The organism is Pseudomonas sp. RC10 (genome assembly GCF_038397775.1).
Taxonomy (GTDB): Bacteria; Pseudomonadota; Gammaproteobacteria; order Pseudomonadales; family Pseudomonadaceae; genus Aquipseudomonas; species Aquipseudomonas bambusae.
The window spans coordinates 4,477,324-4,494,363 of record NZ_CP151650.1 but is presented as its reverse complement, the minus strand read 5'-3'; the positions used below and the strand labels follow the sequence as shown (position 1 = coordinate 4,494,363).

The window sequence follows — 17,040 nt, the reverse complement described above, 5'->3', positions numbered from 1 at the left end:
CGTTACACCTTCAACGTCGCCATATCAATCACAAAACGATACTTCACATCGCCTGCAATCATGCGGCTGTACGCCTCGTTGATGTTCTTGATGTCGAGCATCTCGATGTCGCAGCTGATGTCGTGCTCGGCGCAGAAATCCAGCACTTCCTGCGTTTCTGCGATACCGCCGATCAACGAACCTGCCAACACACGACGTTTCATCACCAGGTTGGCGGCATGCACAGCGGGGTCGATCGGTTCGATCAGGCCCACCAAAATGTGCACGCCGTCAAAACGCAGGGTGTCCAGGTACGGGTTCAGGTCGTGCTGCACCGGAATGGTGTCCAGCAAGAAATCGAAGTGACCGGCAGCGGCTTTCATCTGCTCCGCATCGGTGGACACGATCACATGGTCTGCCCCCTGACGACGGGCTTCTTCTGCCTTGCTCGCGGAACGGGTGAACAGCGTGACTTCAGCGCCCATCGCTTTGGCGAACTTGATGCCCATGTGGCCCAGACCGCCCATGCCCAGCACGCCCACTTTGTCGCCCGCCTTGACGCCATAGTGCTTGAGCGGCGAATAGGTGGTGATGCCTGCGCAGAGGATCGGCGCGGCAGCGGCCAGGTTCAGCTTCTCCGGGATGCGCACCACGAAGTGCTCGCTGACCACGATGCTGTTGGAATAGCCGCCCATGGTGTTGCTGCCATCAACGCGGTCCGGCGTGGCGTAAGTCAGGGTCGGGCCTTCCAGGCAATACTGCTCCAGATCTGCAGCGCAGGCCTCGCAATGACGGCAGGAGTCGACCATGCACCCCACGCCGACCAGATCGCCGACTTTGTGTTTGGTGACCTTGGTACCGACTTCGGTCACCTTGCCGACGATCTCGTGGCCCGGCATCAGCGGGTAGACCGCGATGCCCCATTCGTTTCGTGCCTGATGGATGTCGGAGTGGCAGACGCCGCAGTACAGAATCTCGATGGCCACGTCGTCCGGGCGCGGGCTGCGGCGGTTGAAGGTCATGGGGGCGAGGGGGGTCGTGGCGGATTGAGCGGCATAACCGATGGCTGTGTACATGTGAAACCTCGCTAAAAACGATGACGGTTGAGGCCGTGCATTCTGCGCAGCGAAGCCGACACCGGCCATGACCATTCCTCCGCGTGTCATGCCTATTCCTCCGGACCTGCCCCATAAGGGGCTGCGTTGTGCGGCGAATCTGCGATGATGCCAGTGTCTAATCCTCTGTCCGGTTGCCCATGTCACTGACCCTTCATTCCGACGCCAACGCCACGCTGGTGTCCCTGATCAAACCGCTGGCGCCTTGCCCTGGCTTCGTCGATACCCGCGTGCCGGGTGTGCAGGCTATGTCCTGGAGTCACTACGTCGCCAGCAGCCCGCAAATCTACGAGCCGAGCCTGGTGATCCTCGCCCAAGGCAGCAAATTGGCGCGCCTCGGATCGAGGACGCTGGAATACGGCGCGGGCCATTACCTCGTGCAGGCGCTGTCGGTGCCGTTCATGTGCGAGACCTTTGCCACTCAGGAAGAGCCCCTGTACGGCGTTGCCGTGTCGATTGATCGAACGGTATTGGGCGAATTGGTGCAGGCCATGGGACAAGCACCCGGTGTGACGGTCAAGGCGCAGACGCCCGAGTCCATGAGCTCAGCCGAGCTGGACAGGTCTATGCGCGAAAGCGTCGAGCGTCTGTTGCATTGCCTGCACGACCCTCTGGACGCCCAAGTCATGGGCGCGGCGCGGGTGAGGGAGGTGTTGTACGCGGCGTTGCGCGGGCCTCAAGCCGGTGTGTTGCGGGCGCTGGTCGAACAGCAGGGGCACTTCGCCCGAATTGCCGCGGCGTTGCAGCACCTGCGCGACCATTACAACGAAGCCTTGAGCGTTGACGAACTGGCCCGCCGCGCCAACATGAGCGCGTCGACCTTTCATGAGCATTTCAAGCGCAGCACGATGCTGTCGCCGGTGCAGTACCTCAAACGCCTGCGTCTGCTCAAGGCTCAGCAAATGCTGATCGGCGAAGGCATGGGCGTAGCGCAAGTGGCGCACAAGGTGGGGTATCAAAGCACGTCGCAGTTCAGCCGCGAATACAAACGTTACTTTGAGCGCAATCCGGGAGAAGAGGGGGCGTTGTTGAGGGTTTCGGCATGAGGAACTGCTGCTGACGCATCCTGTAGGAGCGAATTCATTCGCGAAACGGTGGTTCAGGCGATAGAAACGCTTCGTCCGTACTGACCCCTCGCGAAGGAATTCGCTCCCACAGGAGTCGGGGCAATCCGCTGAGCCGGTGGCAGGTTGTAGCCCACAAAAAAGGCGCCATGATTGGCGCCTTTCTCTTACCGCTTGCAGCTTAAAGCTTGCCGCTGGTTTTACATATTCGGGTAGGTCGGCCCACCCGCACCTTCCGGCGTGACCCATGTGATGTTCTGCGAAGGGTCCTTGATGTCACAGGTCTTGCAGTGCACGCAGTTCTGCGCGTTGATCTGGAAGCGCTTGCTGCCGTCTTCCTGCGTCACCACCTCATACACACCCGCCGGGCAGTAGCGTTGCGCAGGCTCGTCGTACTTCGGCAGGTTGACGCTGATCGGGATGTTGGGGTCCTTCAGCTTCAGGTGGCACGGCTGCTCTTCTTCGTGGTTAGTGCCCGAAATGAACACCGAACTCAGTTTGTCGAAGCTCAGCTTGCCGTCCGGTCTCGGGTAGTCGATCCGCTTGGAGTCCGCCGCCAGCTTCATGCATGCGTAGTCCGGCTTGTTGTCACGCAGGGTGAACGGGATCTTGCCGCCGAACCAGTTCTGATCGATGTAGTTGAACGCGCCACCCAGGATTGCGCCAAACTTGTGAATCGCCGCGCCGAAGTTGCGGCTGGCAAACAGCTCTTCATGCAGCCAGCTGCCTTTGAACGCATCGACGTAGGTGTTCAGTGCATCGCCACCCTCATTGCCCGCCAACAGCGCGTCAGCCACGGATTCCGCCGCCAGCATGCCGGACTTCATCGCCGTGTGGCTGCCCTTGATCTTGGCGAAGTTCAGGGTGCCGAGGTCGCAACCAATCAGCGCGCCGCCGGGGAAGACCATTTTCGGCAGTGAGTTCAGGCCGCCCTTGCAGATGGCGCGGGCGCCGTAGCTGACGCGCTTGCCGCCTTCCAGGTACTGCTTGAGGATCGGGTGATGCTTGAGGCGCTGGAACTCGTCGAACGGCGACAGGAACGGGTTGGCGTAGGACAGATCGACGATCAGGCCGACCACCACCTGGTTGTTTTCCAGGTGATAAAGGAAGGAGCCGCCAGTGTTCTCGGTGCCCATCACGTCCAGCGGCCAGCCGGCGGTGTGCACCACCAGGCCTGGCTGATGCTTGGCCGGGTCGATTTCCCAGATTTCCTTAAGGCCGATGCCGTAATGCTGGGCGTCGGATTCGCTGTCCAGATTGAAGCGCTTGATCAACTGCTTGCCAATGTGGCCACGGCAGCCCTCGGCGAACAGCGTGTACTTGCCGCGCAGCTCCATGCCGGGGGTGTACATGCCGTCCTTCGGGTTGCCTTCGCGATCGACGCCCATGTCGCCGGTGAGAATCCCGCGTACCACGCCGTTCTCGTCGATCAACGCTTCCTGAGCGGCGAAGCCCGGGTAAATTTCAACGCCCAGGTTCTCGGCCTGCTGCGCCAGCCAGCGGCACAAGTTGCCCAGGGAAATAATGTAGTTGCCTTCGTTGTGCATGGTCTTCGGCACGAACGCGCCCGGCACTTTTGTGCCAGCGTCGGCACTGGTCAGCACATAAATGTCGTCGCCTTTGACCGGCGTGTTCAGCGGCGCGCCGAGTGCTTTCCAGTCAGGGAACAGCTCGTTCAGGGCGCGGGGTTCGAACACCGCGCCGGAGAGAATGTGCGCACCAACTTCTGAGCCCTTTTCAACGACGCAGACGCTGATCTCCTGACCAGCTTCGGCGGCCTTTTGTTTCAGACGGCATGCGGCGGAGAGCCCGGCTGGACCGGCTCCGACGATGACGACGTCGAATTCCATAAATTCGCGTTCCACTGGCTATCTCCTGATCAAAGGCTCAACGGTATTTTTTTATAAATAGTGATCAATTCACGCTCGGCGACGGTGTCATCCCAGCGTCATCTTCAATGGGGCGCATTATATCTACACCACCTCTCAGGTCCAATACAAACGTTTGTTTGAATCAGCTGAAACCCTGATAAAACATAGGGAGACGGCTTGCGACTGGCGTTTTTGTCGTATTGACCGGAATAGGCGTTCCGGTCAAGATACGGGCGGTTTTGCGTTCGCCGTAGGCTGACCGTTGGCAAGCGAACGCCTCTGAAAGCAGTGCCAGTACCGCGGCAAAACCGCTCCATCCCCCTGGGGAATGTGCAAGCGGGGAGCAGTTTACACGCCCGGCCTGCGTATGACTTGGCCTGGAGCGGAGGTGTCAGCGTTTTTTGCTGAACTCACCGTTAAGTAACGACGAATACGCTGTTTTCAAAGGTGTTCTTTACACTGACGTGTACCCATCGCCGGGCCGGGCCTGGCGATTTCTTTTCACCGGAGAGTAACGAGGAATCCATGAAGGTTCTTGTAGCTGTCAAACGAGTGGTCGACTACAACGTCAAGGTTCGCGTCAAAGCGGACAACTCCGGCGTCGATCTCGCTAACGTAAAAATGTCGATGAACCCCTTCTGCGAAATCGCCGTGGAAGAAGCCGTACGCCTGAAAGAGAAGGGCGTCGCGACCGAGATCGTCGTCGTTTCCATTGGCCCGACCACTGCCCAGGAGCAACTGCGTACTGCGTTGGCACTGGGTGCTGATCGCGCCATCCTCGTTGAATCCGCTGACGAGCTGACCTCTTTGGCCGTGGCCAAGCTGCTCAAGGCTGTCGTCGATAAAGAGCAGCCGCAGCTGGTCATTCTCGGCAAGCAAGCGATCGACAGTGACAACAACCAGACAGGCCAGATGCTGGCGGCCCTGAGCGGTTACGCCCAAGGCACCTTCGCCTCCAAGGTTGAAGTCTCTGGCGACAGCGTCAGCGTTACCCGCGAAATCGATGCCGGTGCTCAGACCGTTTCCCTGAAGCTGCCTGCCATCGTCACCACCGACCTGCGCCTCAACGAGCCGCGCTACGCGTCGCTGCCGAACATCATGAAAGCCAAGAAGAAGCCTCTCGAAGTGCTGTCGCCTGACGCTTTGGGTGTGTCCACGTCCTCCACCAACAAGACCCTGAAAGTCGAAGCCCCGGCTGCTCGCAGCGCTGGCATCAAGGTCAAGTCGGTTGCAGAGCTGGTCGAGAAACTGAAAAACGAAGCGAAGGTGATCTGATGACTACCCTGGTAATCGCTGAACACGAAAACGGCGCGATCGCTCCCGCCACCCTGAACACCGTTGCCGCCGCCGCCAAGATTGGTGGCGACATTCACGTGCTGGTCGCTGGCCAGAACGTCGGCGCTGTCGGTGAAGCCGCTGCGAAAATCGCAGGCGTTGCCAAAGTGCTGGTCGCTGACAACGCGGCCTACGCGCATCAACTGCCGGAAAACGTCGCCCCGCTGGTGGCCGAACTGGCTTCCGGTTACAGCCATGTGTTGGCTGCTGCTACCTCAAACGGCAAGAACATCCTGCCGCGCGTGGCTGCACAGCTGGACGTCGACCAGATCTCCGAGATCATCTCGGTTGAATCGGCTGACACCTTCAAGCGCCCGATCTACGCCGGTAACGCCATTGCGACCGTTCAGTCGTCGGCGGCCATCAAGGTCATCACCGTTCGTGCGACCGGTTTCGACGCTGTCGCCGCTGAAGGCGGTTCTGCTGCTGTTGAGGCCGTGAGCGCTGCCCACGACGCAGGTAAATCGTCCTTCGTCAGCGAAGAGCTGGCCAAGTCCGACCGTCCTGAGCTCACCGCTGCCAAAATCGTCGTTTCCGGCGGTCGCGGCATGCAGAACGGCGACAACTTCAAACACCTGTATGCCTTGGCCGACAAGCTGGGCGCTGCCGTCGGTGCTTCCCGCGCCGCCGTCGACGCCGGTTTCGTGCCGAACGACATGCAGGTCGGTCAGACCGGCAAGATCGTTGCGCCCCAGCTGTACATCGCCGTCGGTATTTCCGGCGCGATCCAGCATCTGGCCGGTATGAAAGACTCCAAAGTGATCGTTGCGATCAACAAGGACGAAGAAGCGCCGATCTTCCAGGTGGCCGACTACGGCCTGGTCGCTGACCTGTTCGAAGCCGTGCCTGAGTTGGAGAAGCTGGTCTAATCCAGCCGCCTGACTTATAAAGAGAACCCGTTCGTTTCGGGGCTGTTCGAAAGCGTCGCCATCGGAAGAAACCGATGATGTGCGCTTACCATAGCCTTGAATGAGCGGGTTTTTTATTGGATCGGAAAAAGGACGTCGCCATGTCGTTGCCGAAGCGGACGCTGAAATCGCTGGTTGCAGGATTGTTGCTGGTGCCATCGATGGCTGTGCTGGCAGCGGGCAAATGTGAGCGGCTGGTGGTGACCGGCAGCCCTGATGCGCCTCCTTATATGTGGCGTGATCCGCAGGACCCCAAGCACCTGATGGGCGCCAATGCGGACCTGCTCAAGGACGCTGCGACACAAATGGGCATCAAGGTCGAGCTGCTGTATGCGGGTAAACGCAGCCAGGCGTTGGAAGAAGTGCGCACGGGACGCATGGACCTGCTGGCCGACACGCCGCTGAACAGCAACGAACTTGAATCACTGGATTTCATTCATCCGGCGATCACCCAGAATGAAATCATGGTCTGGACGCGAACCGGCCATGCACAGCCCTTCAATTCATTGGCCGACCTGCATGGCCACCCGGGTGTCATCTCCGAAAAGACCCGAATCACGCCCGCGTTCGACCTCGCCGTGAAAGAGCACCTGACCCTCGAAAAACAGCCCAATCTCACGCAGGCTTTTCAGAAGCTGATGCTGAGCCAGGCCGAGTTCGTGCTCGCGGGCCGCTACGCGGGCATGGCGCTAACCCAGACGTTAGGGATGTCCAAGGACTTGGTTTCACAGCCTCTGCCGCTGGACCGACCGGGTCTGTACCTCGCGCTTTCGTTCAACTCGGCCTGCAACGAGCCTTGGTTGCGCGGACAGTTGGCGAAAAAAATGACAGAATTGGCGGCTTCGGGCCGTTCTGCTGACGCCATCTCCCGCAACCTTGAGGTGTGGAAGGCACAGCTGCAGCAGCCGGCCAGCGCCGCCGTCACCCAGTAGGAATGTTTTTTTGAGCGTTTTTTTGAGAATTCGACCTTTATTTGCAGTCGTCGCGATCACCTCCCTGTTTGGCTGTGCCAACGATCCCGCCCCTACCGAGCAACTGAAACTCACCGAGCAGGCCGTTGCCCAAGCCACGGCGGTTGGCGCGACGGACGATGAGCCGGACATGGCCACCGCCCAGAGCAAGCTCGCTCAGGCGCAGGCCAGCGTCGCGGATAAATCCTTCAAACAGGCCCGCATGCAAGCCGAACAGGCCGAATTGGATGCGCGACTGGCTGAAGCCAAAGTGCTTACCGAAAAGAGCAACGAGCAACTGACACAGGTGAACACGCGACTGGACCGCCTACGCAAACAGCTGGGAGCGGCCCAATGAACCGCCTTCCTCGTGTGTTGAGTGTGTGCCTGGTGCTCGGCAGCGCCGGTTTGTATGGGTGTGCGGGCCATCAGAACAGTGAAAAAGCGTTGCAGACTGCCAGCGCCGATTTTCAGAAAGTGAAAGGCGACACCAATGTATTGCGCAGCGCACCGAAGGACGTGATCCGCGCGGGCGAACTGTTGGGTCGTGCCGAGCGCCTGTCCAGTTATGTCGGCAGTTCGGACGATGTCAGCCATTACGCGTACTTGAGCAGCCGTTACAGCGCCATCGCAGCAGAACACAGTCAGTTATTGCTCAATCAGGAAAAACTGGCCCGTCTGGAACTGGAGCGTCAGCGCCTGCAATTGGCGCTGCGTGAGGCCAAGCTGTCGGGCGCGCAGCAGCAGGGCAAGTGGGCAGAAGATCAGGTCATCAGCCTGTCCACCCAGCAAAACGAACGCGGTTTGGTCATGACATTGGGCGACATGCTGTTCGACACCGGGCGTGCCGAGCTGAAAACCTCGGCCAATCGTACGGTGCTGAAGGTCGTGCAGTTTCTCCAGTTCAACCCCAAGCGTGTCGTGCGGATCGAGGGCTACACCGATAGCACGGGCGATGCTCAGGAAAATCTACAACTGTCCCGCGATCGTGCGCAGGCGGTGGCTGATGTGCTGTCGGATCTTGGCATTGAGGATGAGCGCATTCAGGTGGAAGGTTATGGCGATCAATTCCCGGTCGATGTGAACACCTCTGAGCGCGGTCGCGCGCAAAATCGCCGTGTTGAAATCGTCTTTTCAGACGAAAAAGGCAAGCTCAGCGCTGCCCGCTAAGAAATAAGTGTGATCCAGCCCGACTTTTTTCGCGAAAGTCGGGCTTTTTTATGAAAAACGGCCGGGCATTTGGCGCATACGTCACATTAAATTTTCCATCAAACCTAACTAGGACTAGCCGACGGATTAACTGTCCCCGTACACTTCTCAACTGTTCCGGTGATCACCCGAGGGTGAGGGTCGGCGCAGGCGCTGAATGGCTTCGAAAACGTGTAATCGAGGGACGCGAAATGACCAATCTCCTGCTGTATCAACGCATCGCTCAGCAGTTGGCTGAAGACATTCGGCGGGGCGTTTATCAGCCCGGCGAGCGCGTACCCTCCGTTCGTAAGATGAGTTCGCAGCTCAATGTCAGCCATGCAACCGTGTTGCAGGCCTACGCGAATCTTGAAGATCAGGGGCTGATTCGTGCCCGTCCCCAATCCGGTTATTACGTTCACCAGACCCCCGCGCTGACGGCGCCGACGCCTGACATTGCGCGGGTTGAGCGGCCCGGGCTGGTCACGCGCGCCAGCATCATCCAACAGGTGCTGGTGGAGGCGCGCCGCGAAGGCGTGTTCGCCTTTGGCGCGGCAGTGCCGCACATTGATTACTTGCCGTTACGGGCGTTGCATCAGCAACTGGCGAAAGTCACGCGTTTCCAAAGCCCTCGCGCGTTCAATTACATGTTCAGCCCCGGTTTCGAGCCGCTGCGGCGTCAGGTGGCGATTCGCATGCGCGATGCGGGCGTGGTCGTCGACCCGTCGGAAGTGGTGATCACCCACGGCTGTGTCGATGCGCTGCAAATGTCATTGCGGGTGCTGACGAGCCCTGGTGATCTGATCGCCGCAGAATCGCCCACCTATTACGGGCTGCTTCAACTGGCGGATTTGCTGGGTTTGAAGGTTATCGAGATTCCCAGTGACCCGAATACAGGGATCAGCCTGGAAGCGTTGCAACTCGCGGCCAACCAGTGGTCGATCAAGGCGCTCGTGATGACCTCGCGGCTGAGCAACCCGCTTGGCAGTACGATGCCCGAAGAGCGGCAGAAACACCTGTTGCGACTGGCGTCGGACTTCGACATTCAGGTCATTGAAGACGACATCTACGGCGAGTTGATGTACGAGCAAAACAAAACCAAAGCGCTGAAAGCGTTCGACCGGTTGGGTCGGGTCATTTATTGCTCCAGTTTTTCCAAGACATTATCGCCGGGTGTGCGGATCGGCTGGATAATTGCCGGCAAATATCAGGCGGAAATTCAGCGATTGCAGACTTTCAGCACTCATTCCGCGTGCAGCGTGACGCAGATGGCCGTGGCGTCCTACCTCGAAAATGGTGGTTACGATCGTCATTTGCGCTACATCCGTCAGGAGCATCGGAAAAATCTGAGCGCGTTTCAGCTTGCCGTACAGCAGATGTTTCCTGAGGGCACCCAGATCAGTCGGCCCGCCGGGGGCTTTATCCTGTGGATCAGCCTGCCGGGGCGGGTGAACACGCAAGAATTGCACGTCCGTGCGCTGGAGCAGGGGATCAGCATCGCGCCAGGCTTGATCTTCAGCAACACGGAGCAGTTCAACCACTGCATTCGTCTGAACTGTGGCCTGCCGTGGAATCGTGAAGCGGAGAGGGCGCTCATGACGGTGGGAATGCTTGCCAAGCAGTTGTGCGAGGACACCGGTCAGGCCTGGTGAACTTACAGCGCCTTACATTTGCCACAGCTTCATGGGGCTGGCTGACAGGTCATTCACTTGTCACCGGCCCTGCAAAGAGCCAGCATATGGCTTCTGCCTATTTTTTTGCCGTCCGATTATGAAATCACTGCGTTGTATCGGTTTGCTGCTGGTGGTGTTGGTCAGTGCCTGTGACGCTGATAAACCCCCCGCGCCTCCCCCGAAAGTTGCCGTTCAAACCCCTGCAGCGCCTGACGTCCCGGCGCATCCTGCGCCTGTGTCGGTTGCAGCGGCTGTTGATGCAGACAAAGCGCCTGATGCCAAGGCAGCGACGGCTCCGACGCCGATTCATGAGTTGAAACCGAATGTGGGCGTCGTGCCTGTCGTGGCGGCGAGCAAATCGGATGGCGCCCGCTCGGAAGCCGCGGCGAAAGTCACCACGCCCGCCAAGGCCGCCGCGGTCGAACAGAAGTCTCCCAGCGCGAATGCCAAATCCGCCAAGGTTAAAGCGGATAACGCCGAGGTGGCTAACCGTGCGCCGGTGGCGAGCAAGAGCAAATCGCCAGCGCAAGTGGTCAAAGAGACGCGTCTGCCCAAGGCTGCCCTGGACTTGAGTTTGCCGCCCGATATGGTCAAGCAGCTCGCGCCGCCTCCCGGCGTGATCACGGCGGCCAATAAGCCCAAAGCCCCGAACGGCGGGGCCAAGCCGCTGCTGCCCAAGATGTTTCCTGACGCCAACAGCGATCCTGATTTTCAGCTTCAGGGGCGTCTCCTGAGCAATGAAATGCAGCTTCAATTGCGCAATGAATCGCGCAAGGAAGTGGAAGGCGCGGCCCTGGATTTCAAATTCAAGCAATGACGCTCTCGACTATCTGACCCGTGCGCGCGTTTTCAAACGTGCGTTTAAGCGTTTAAGATCCCCCTTCGTTCATCGCCTCGTGTGAGGATGTTTCCATGGAATGCCGTCCGGGCTGCGGTGCTTGTTGCGTCGCGCCTTCAATCTCGTCGCCGATTCCTGGCATGCCCAATGGCAAGCCAGCGGGGGAGCGCTGTGTGCAGCTCTCTACCGACCTGCTGTGCCTGATATTCGGCCACCCTGAACGCCCTGCAGTCTGCAGCCAGTTTTCGGCGGACCCGGACGTCTGCGGCAGCGATTCTGAGGAGGCGGTGCGATTGATTGGCTGGTGGGAGCAGGCCACTTCGGTCGCCTGATGAGCAGAGCAGATGTAACAACGGCAGTGCACGATGCTGAATGCACCTGAACTACAGACAAAAAGGAATAAGATATGGGTTCGCTGTACCGGATCGCGCTCGGACTTGGAATGACTGTACTGGTGGCGGGCATGGCCCAGGCCGAAGACTGGAAAGTCGCCAAGCAAGAGGACGGCATCAAAGTGTCGCTCAGTGATGTCCCAGGCTCGCAGTACAAGGCCTATCAGGGCATCGCCACTATAAAGGCGAGTGTGGCGAAGCTGCGCAGTCTTCAGGAGGACGTCGCCGGTGCCTGTGCATGGGTGCATGAGTGCAAGTCGCAGAAAATCCTCAAGCACGAAGGCGACAAGACCTGGACCTACACACAGTTCAACACGCCGTGGCCCGTGACCCCTCGGGATTCGGTGTTGCAGATCACCACGGTCGAAGGTGCCGATGGCAGCCTGACGCGCAACTTGCTGGGTCAACCCAACTACATCCCGGAAGAAAAAGGTTTCGTGCGGGTTACCCAGGTCGAGGGTTACTGGAAGCTGGTGCCTAAAGGCCCGAATGAGACAGAGGTGACGTATCAAGTCCACACCGAACCCGGTGGCAGCGTACCGTCGTGGCTGGCCAACAAATTTGTCGTGGACGCGCCGTTCAATACGCTGAAAGCGCTGCGTGAGCGGGCTGCGAAGTGATCATCTGCCGATACAGTTCTCGCGGGAATAAAAAAGGCTGCCACTGGCAGCCTTTTTTATGGGATGTCGCTTGCTGGCGTTTGCGCTTACTTGCGGTCGGCCAGGGCAACGATGTCGCGGGAGACTTCGCCGGTGTACAGCTGGCGTGGACGGCCAATCTTGTACGGGCTGGAGAGCATTTCTTTCCAGTGCGAGATCCAGCCGACGGTGCGTGCCAAGGCGAAGATCACGGTGAACATGCTGGTCGGAATGCCGATCGCTTTCAGGATGATGCCTGAGTAGAAGTCGACGTTCGGGTACAGCGAGCGCTCGATGAAGTACGGATCGGTCAGGGCGATCTCTTCGAGGCGCATGGCCAGTTCCAACTGCGGGTCGTTGGTGATGCCCAGCTCGCGCAGAACTTCGTCGCAGGTCTGTTTCATCACGGTGGCGCGCGGGTCGCGGTTCTTGTAAACGCGGTGACCGAAGCCCATCAGCTTGAACGGATCGTTCTTGTCCTTGGCCTTGGCGATGAATTTGTCGATGTTCGAGACATCGCCGATTTCATCGAGCATGGTCAGCACGGCTTCGTTGGCGCCGCCGTGGGCAGGGCCCCACAATGCAGCGATACCGGCAGCGATACAGGCGAACGGGTTGGCGCCCGAGGAGCCGGCCATGCGGACGGTGGAGGTCGAAGCGTTCTGTTCGTGGTCGGCATGGAGGATGAAAATCCGGTCCATGGCCTTCGCCAGCGTCGGGCTGATCGGTTTGATCTCGCACGGCGTGTTGAACATCATGTGCAGGAAGTTTTCCGCGTAGCTCAGGTCATTGCGCGGGTACATCATGGGTTGACCCATGGAGTACTTGTAGACCATTGCGGCCAAGGTCGGCATCTTGGCGACCAGGCGGATTGCGGAAATTTCGCGGTGCTGCGGGTTATTGATGTCCAGCGAGTCGTGGTAGAACGCCGAGAGGGCGCCGACTACACCACACATGACAGCCATCGGGTGAGCGTCGCGACGGAAACCGTTGAAGAAGGTTTTCAGCTGTTCGTGCACCATGGTGTGATTCTTCACGGTGACGACGAATTGGGCCTTTTGCTCGGCGGTTGGCAGTTCGCCGTTCAGCAGCAGGTAGCAGGTTTCCAGGTAGTCCGACTGTTCGGCCAACTGCTCGATCGGGTAGCCACGATGCAGCAGAATGCCGTTATCACCGTCGATATAGGTGATCTTGGATTCGCATGAGGCGGTCGACATGAAGCCTGGGTCGAATGTGAAGCGTCCGGTGGCGGTCAGGCCGCGTACGTCGATTACATCGGGACCAACGGTGCCGGTCAGAATGGGCAGCTCGACGGGGGCTGCGCCCTCGATGATCAACTGCGCTTTTTTGTCAGCCATGTGGCCTCCTATTAATGCTTCAAATCATCAGACAGGCCCCCCACGCAGGGCCCGCATCACTATAGTGAGATAAATTCTAAAGTCAATTTGCCAAAAGCGTTGTGGCAGAAGGCTTTAACCCAAGGTTTTCCTCGAATTTCCCTGCCATTTACGCCTTTTATCGCGCTAAAGCAATCCGCCATTAGGGGCGGGTCTGTGCGTTGTCATTAGCGGGCTAACTGTCTATACTCGGCACCCGACCGCCAGGGGCTTGCAGGCCCGTTTTTCTGGGTGTCGTCACTTCCTGGGTAGTGGGTACCTGACCAGTGCACTTCCCAACAACTTGCCCTGATTGTTAGGGGCTCTTCAGTGTGAAAAAAAGCCGTGAAAAGCCAACGACCTGTAAACCTAGACCTAAGGACCATCAAACTCCCCATCACTGCGATCACGTCGATCCTTCACCGCATCTCCGGCATCATCCTCTTCATCGGCCTTGTCTTCATGCTCTACGCATTGAGCAAGTCGCTGGGTTCTGAAGAAGGCTTTGCCGACATGAAGGCGACCTTGACCAGCCCTCTGGCCAAGTTCATCGCATGGGGGCTTCTGTCCGCCCTGCTGTATCACCTTGTGGCAGGTGTTCGTCACCTGATCATGGACACGGGTGTCGGTGAGACGCTGGAAGGCGGCAAGCTGGGCTCGAAAATCGTCATCGCCATCTCCGTGGTGCTGATCGTTCTGGCGGGAGTTTGGATATGGTAACCAGCGTTACGAACCTGTCTCGTTCGGGCCTCTATGACTGGATGGCGCAACGCGTCTCCGCTGTAGTGCTCGCGGCTTATTTCATTTTCCTGATCGGATACCTGGTCGCGCACCCTGGCATCGACTATGCCACGTGGCACGGTCTGTTCTCCCATAACGGAATGCGCATTTTCAGTCTGCTGGCCCTGGTTGCCCTGGGCGCTCACGCCTGGGTCGGCATGTGGACCATCGCGACCGACTACCTGACTCCCATGAGTTTCGGCAAGTCCGCGTTGACCGTGCGTTTCCTGTTCCAGGCGGTATGCGGCGTCGTGATGTTCGCGTACTTCGTCTGGGGTGTGCAGATTCTTTGGGGTATCTGATTCATGGCTAACATCAATACACTTTCATTCGACGCCATCATCATTGGTGGCGGCGGTGCGGGCATGCGCGCTGCGTTGCAGTTGGCGCAGGGTGGTCACAAGACCGCTGTCGTCACCAAGGTCTTCCCGACCCGCTCCCACACCGTATCCGCACAGGGTGGCATCACCTGCGCCATCGCCTCGGCCGACCCGAACGATGACTGGCGCTGGCACATGTACGACACCGTCAAGGGTTCCGACTACATCGGTGACCAGGACGCGATCGAATACATGTGTCAGGAAGGTCCGGCAGCCGTTTACGAGCTGGACCACATGGGTATGCCGTTCTCGCGTACCGAACAGGGTCGTATCTACCAGCGCCCGTTCGGTGGTCAGTCGAAGGACTTCGGCAAGGGCGGCCAGGCTGCTCGTACCTGCGCAGCGTCCGACCGTACCGGTCACGCACTGCTGCACACCCTGTACCAGGGCAACCTGAAAGCCGGCACCACGTTCCTGAACGAGTACTACGCTGTAGACCTCGTGAAGAACGCTGAAGGCGCATTCGTCGGCGTGATCGCCATCTGCATCGAAACCGGCGAAACCATGTACATCAAGGCCAAGGCCACTGTACTGGCCACCGGCGGCGCGGGTCGTATCTACGCGTCCACCACCAACGCCCTGATCAACACCGGTGACGGTATCGGCATGGCGCTGCGTGCAGGCGTTCCGGTTCAGGACATCGAGATGTGGCAGTTCCACCCGACTGGCATCGCCGGCGCAGGTGTACTGGTCACCGAAGGTTGCCGTGGTGAAGGCGGTTACCTGATCAACAAGCACGGCGAGCGTTTCATGGAGCGCTACGCGCCTAACGCCAAGGACCTTGCAGGTCGTGACGTTGTGGCCCGTTCGATGGTTAAAGAAATCATCGCTGGCAACGGTTGCGGTCCTAATGGCGACCACGTGATGTTGAAGCTGGACCACCTGGGTGAGGAAGTGCTGCACAGCCGCCTCCCAGGTATCTGTGAGCTGTCCAAGACTTTCGCGCACGTTGACCCGGTTGTCGCGCCAGTCCCCGTCGTTCCAACCTGCCACTACATGATGGGCGGCGTTGCCACCAACATTCATGGTCAGGCCATGACCATGGACGCCGAAGGCAAGGACACGATCATCCCTGGTCTGTTCGCCGTAGGTGAAGTGGCGTGCGTATCGGTTCACGGTGCCAACCGTCTGGGCGGCAACTCGCTGCTCGACCTGGTCGTGTTCGGCCGCGCTGCTGGCCTGCACCTTGAAAAAGCGCTGACCGACGGCATTGAGTACGATGAAGCGACCCAGGCCGATATCGACCTCGCGCTGAGCCGTCTGAATGCACTGAACGAGCGCACCGATGGCGAAGACGTCGCTACCCTGCGTCGCGAGCTGCAAAGCTGCATGCAGAACTACTTCGGTGTATTCCGTACCGGCGAATACATGAAGAAGGGCATCGAGCAACTGGCTGATCTGCGTGCGCGCATCGCCAACGTCAAGATCAACGACAAATCCCAGGGCTTCAACACCGCGCGTATCGAAGCGCTGGAGTTGCAGAACCTGCTGGAAGTCGCTGAAGCCACGGCAATCGCTGCCGACACGCGTACCGAATCCCGCGGCGCTCACGCCCGTGAAGACTTCGAAGACCGTGATGACGTCAACTGGCTGTGCCACACCCTGTACTACCCGGGTGAAAAGCGGGTTGCCAAACGTGCAGTCAACTTTGCGCCGAAGACCGTTCCGGCGTTCGAACCAAAAGTACGGACTTACTAAGGGTGGCCGCTATGTTGAAAGTCGAAGTTTATCGTTACAACCCCGACAGCGACTCGGCGCCTAAAACCCAGGTGTTCGACGTCGATACCGGTGGCAAAGACCTGATGGTGCTGGACGTACTGGCACTGATCAAAGAGCAGGACGAAGGTTTCTCGTACCGTCGTTCCTGCCGTGAAGGTGTTTGCGGTTCCGACGGCATGAACATCAACGGCAAGAACGGCCTGGCGTGCATCACGCCGCTGTCTTCCGTGGTGAAAAACAACAAGCTGGTGGTGCGTCCGCTCCCTGGTTTGCCGGTCATTCGTGACCTGGTCGTCGACATGAGCATCTTCTACAAGCAGTACGAGAAGGTGAAGCCATTCCTGCAGAACGACACGCCGGCTCCGGCCATCGAGCGTCTGCAGTCGCCTGAAGAGCGTGAGAAGCTGGACGGTCTGTACGAGTGCATCCTCTGCGCTTGCTGCTCGACTTCCTGCCCTTCGTTCTGGTGGAACCCCGACAAGTTCCTCGGTCCAGCTGCACTGCTGCAAGCCTATCGTTTCCTGGCTGACAGCCGTGACACCAAGACCCAGGAGCGCCTCGCATCGCTGGACGATCCGTTCAGCGTATTCCGTTGCCGCGGAATCATGAACTGCGTAAACGTTTGCCCGAAAGGCCTGAATCCAACCAAGGCTATCGGTCACGTACGCAGCATGCTTCTTACCAGCGGTATCTGATGTTCCGGCCCGTACGCGTAAAGCGTTACGGGCCGGTTCGTTGCACCTTGTGGCATCGATGCACGCAACAGATGCATGGCAGTATTTGAAATGTTGTACCCGTAAACGCTACGGCGCAGGCTTCAACCGGCGCTGTAGT

17 protein-coding genes are annotated in these 17,040 nt (G+C 59.0%); 14 read left to right on the top strand and 3 right to left on the bottom strand.

Features of this window, described 5'->3' with window-relative positions; genetic code table 11:
• Positions 1-2 precede the first annotated feature (2 nt).
• Complete coding sequence (locus tag AAEO81_RS20570) at positions 3-1,055, bottom strand: NAD(P)-dependent alcohol dehydrogenase (protein ID WP_341958789.1); 1,053 nt, start codon at positions 1,053-1,055, stop codon at positions 3-5.
• Between the two features lie 179 nt (positions 1,056-1,234).
• Between AAEO81_RS20570 and AAEO81_RS20565 the strand changes: the two genes are divergently transcribed.
• The gene (locus tag AAEO81_RS20565; RefSeq protein ID WP_341958788.1) at positions 1,235-2,140 is read left to right on the top strand and encodes an AraC family transcriptional regulator; all 906 of its coding nucleotides are present in this window, start codon (positions 1,235-1,237) and stop codon (positions 2,138-2,140) included.
• 218 nt (positions 2,141-2,358) lie between these two features.
• Here AAEO81_RS20565 and AAEO81_RS20560 read toward each other — a convergent pair whose 3' ends face one another.
• Positions 2,359-4,023: an electron transfer flavoprotein-ubiquinone oxidoreductase gene (locus tag AAEO81_RS20560; protein ID WP_341958786.1), complete on the bottom strand. Its 1,665-nt coding sequence runs from the start codon at positions 4,021-4,023 to the stop codon at positions 2,359-2,361.
• A gap of 531 nt (positions 4,024-4,554) precedes the next feature.
• On the opposite strand from AAEO81_RS20560, the gene AAEO81_RS20555 reads away from it, so the two are divergent.
• The 9 genes from AAEO81_RS20555 (at position 4,555) to AAEO81_RS20515 (ending at position 11,933) form a co-directional block, all read left to right on the top strand.
• A complete protein-coding gene (locus AAEO81_RS20555; protein ID WP_341958785.1) occupies positions 4,555-5,304 on the top strand; it encodes an electron transfer flavoprotein subunit beta/FixA family protein in 750 nt (249 codons plus the stop codon).
• A complete protein-coding gene (locus AAEO81_RS20550; RefSeq protein WP_166598527.1) occupies positions 5,304-6,233 on the top strand; it encodes an FAD-binding protein in 930 nt (309 codons plus the stop codon). Before AAEO81_RS20555 ends, AAEO81_RS20550 begins: the two co-directional genes overlap by 1 nt.
• Positions 6,234-6,373: 140 nt before the next feature.
• Positions 6,374-7,204 carry a transporter substrate-binding domain-containing protein gene (locus AAEO81_RS20545; RefSeq protein ID WP_341958784.1) on the top strand — a complete coding sequence of 277 codons (831 nt, stop codon included), beginning with the start codon at positions 6,374-6,376 and terminating at the stop codon, positions 7,202-7,204.
• 22 nt (positions 7,205-7,226) lie between these two features.
• Positions 7,227-7,580 (top strand): DUF4398 domain-containing protein, encoded by a 354-nt coding sequence (locus AAEO81_RS20540; protein WP_341964581.1) that lies wholly within the window; start codon positions 7,227-7,229, stop codon positions 7,578-7,580.
• Complete coding sequence (locus AAEO81_RS20535; RefSeq protein WP_341958782.1) at positions 7,577-8,392, top strand: OmpA family protein; 816 nt, start codon at positions 7,577-7,579, stop codon at positions 8,390-8,392. The genes AAEO81_RS20540 and AAEO81_RS20535 overlap by 4 nt, the downstream gene beginning before the upstream one ends.
• Positions 8,393-8,622: 230 nt before the next feature.
• Entirely contained in the window at positions 8,623-10,062 is a 1,440-nt protein-coding gene (locus AAEO81_RS20530; protein WP_341958781.1) for a PLP-dependent aminotransferase family protein, read from the top strand.
• A 118-nt stretch (positions 10,063-10,180) separates the two neighbouring features.
• Positions 10,181-10,900: a translation initiation factor 2 gene (locus AAEO81_RS20525; RefSeq protein WP_341958780.1), complete on the top strand. Its 720-nt coding sequence runs from the start codon at positions 10,181-10,183 to the stop codon at positions 10,898-10,900.
• Between the two features lie 95 nt (positions 10,901-10,995).
• The gene (locus AAEO81_RS20520; protein ID WP_166598531.1) at positions 10,996-11,253 is read left to right on the top strand and encodes a YkgJ family cysteine cluster protein; all 258 of its coding nucleotides are present in this window, start codon (positions 10,996-10,998) and stop codon (positions 11,251-11,253) included.
• Positions 11,254-11,327: 74 nt separating this feature from the next.
• Complete coding sequence (locus tag AAEO81_RS20515) at positions 11,328-11,933, top strand: START domain-containing protein (protein WP_341958778.1); 606 nt, start codon at positions 11,328-11,330, stop codon at positions 11,931-11,933.
• Between the two features lie 86 nt (positions 11,934-12,019).
• On the opposite strand, the gene gltA is transcribed toward AAEO81_RS20515, so the two are convergent.
• On the bottom strand, positions 12,020-13,309 hold the full coding sequence (gene gltA / locus AAEO81_RS20510; RefSeq protein WP_166598533.1) for a citrate synthase: 1,290 nt from the start codon (positions 13,307-13,309) through the stop codon (positions 12,020-12,022).
• Between the two features lie 363 nt (positions 13,310-13,672).
• On the opposite strand from gltA, the gene sdhC reads away from it, so the two are divergent.
• Genes sdhC through AAEO81_RS20490 form a run of 4 tightly spaced genes read left to right on the top strand, consistent with a single transcriptional unit; the run spans position 13,673 to position 16,901 of the window.
• Positions 13,673-14,047: a succinate dehydrogenase, cytochrome b556 subunit gene (sdhC, locus tag AAEO81_RS20505; protein ID WP_166598534.1), complete on the top strand. Its 375-nt coding sequence runs from the start codon at positions 13,673-13,675 to the stop codon at positions 14,045-14,047.
• Entirely contained in the window at positions 14,041-14,409 is a 369-nt protein-coding gene (gene sdhD / locus AAEO81_RS20500; protein ID WP_166598535.1) for a succinate dehydrogenase, hydrophobic membrane anchor protein, read from the top strand. Before sdhC ends, sdhD begins: the two co-directional genes overlap by 7 nt.
• 3 nt (positions 14,410-14,412) lie before the next feature.
• Complete coding sequence (gene sdhA, locus AAEO81_RS20495; protein WP_341958777.1) at positions 14,413-16,185, top strand: succinate dehydrogenase flavoprotein subunit; 1,773 nt, start codon at positions 14,413-14,415, stop codon at positions 16,183-16,185.
• 11 nt (positions 16,186-16,196) lie between these two features.
• A complete protein-coding gene (locus AAEO81_RS20490; RefSeq protein WP_296186926.1) occupies positions 16,197-16,901 on the top strand; it encodes a succinate dehydrogenase iron-sulfur subunit in 705 nt (234 codons plus the stop codon).
• Positions 16,902-17,040 lie beyond the last annotated feature (139 nt).

Coding starts and splice junctions, on each gene's coding strand:
- AAEO81_RS20570 (WP_341958789.1), bottom strand. CDS start 1,055: ATGTACACAGCCATCGGTTATGCCGCTCAATCCGCCACGACCCCCCTC.
- AAEO81_RS20565 (WP_341958788.1), top strand. CDS start 1,235: ATGTCACTGACCCTTCATTCCGACGCCAACGCCACGCTGGTGTCCCTG.
- AAEO81_RS20555 (WP_341958785.1), top strand. CDS start 4,555: ATGAAGGTTCTTGTAGCTGTCAAACGAGTGGTCGACTACAACGTCAAG.
- AAEO81_RS20550 (WP_166598527.1), top strand. CDS start 5,304: ATGACTACCCTGGTAATCGCTGAACACGAAAACGGCGCGATCGCTCCC.
- AAEO81_RS20545 (WP_341958784.1), top strand. CDS start 6,374: ATGTCGTTGCCGAAGCGGACGCTGAAATCGCTGGTTGCAGGATTGTTG.
- AAEO81_RS20535 (WP_341958782.1), top strand. CDS start 7,577: ATGAACCGCCTTCCTCGTGTGTTGAGTGTGTGCCTGGTGCTCGGCAGC.
- AAEO81_RS20530 (WP_341958781.1), top strand. CDS start 8,623: ATGACCAATCTCCTGCTGTATCAACGCATCGCTCAGCAGTTGGCTGAA.
- AAEO81_RS20525 (WP_341958780.1), top strand. CDS start 10,181: ATGAAATCACTGCGTTGTATCGGTTTGCTGCTGGTGGTGTTGGTCAGT.
- AAEO81_RS20520 (WP_166598531.1), top strand. CDS start 10,996: ATGGAATGCCGTCCGGGCTGCGGTGCTTGTTGCGTCGCGCCTTCAATC.
- AAEO81_RS20515 (WP_341958778.1), top strand. CDS start 11,328: ATGGGTTCGCTGTACCGGATCGCGCTCGGACTTGGAATGACTGTACTG.
- gltA (WP_166598533.1), bottom strand. CDS start 13,309: ATGGCTGACAAAAAAGCGCAGTTGATCATCGAGGGCGCAGCCCCCGTC.
- sdhD (WP_166598535.1), top strand. CDS start 14,041: ATGGTAACCAGCGTTACGAACCTGTCTCGTTCGGGCCTCTATGACTGG.
- sdhA (WP_341958777.1), top strand. CDS start 14,413: ATGGCTAACATCAATACACTTTCATTCGACGCCATCATCATTGGTGGC.
- AAEO81_RS20490 (WP_296186926.1), top strand. CDS start 16,197: ATGTTGAAAGTCGAAGTTTATCGTTACAACCCCGACAGCGACTCGGCG.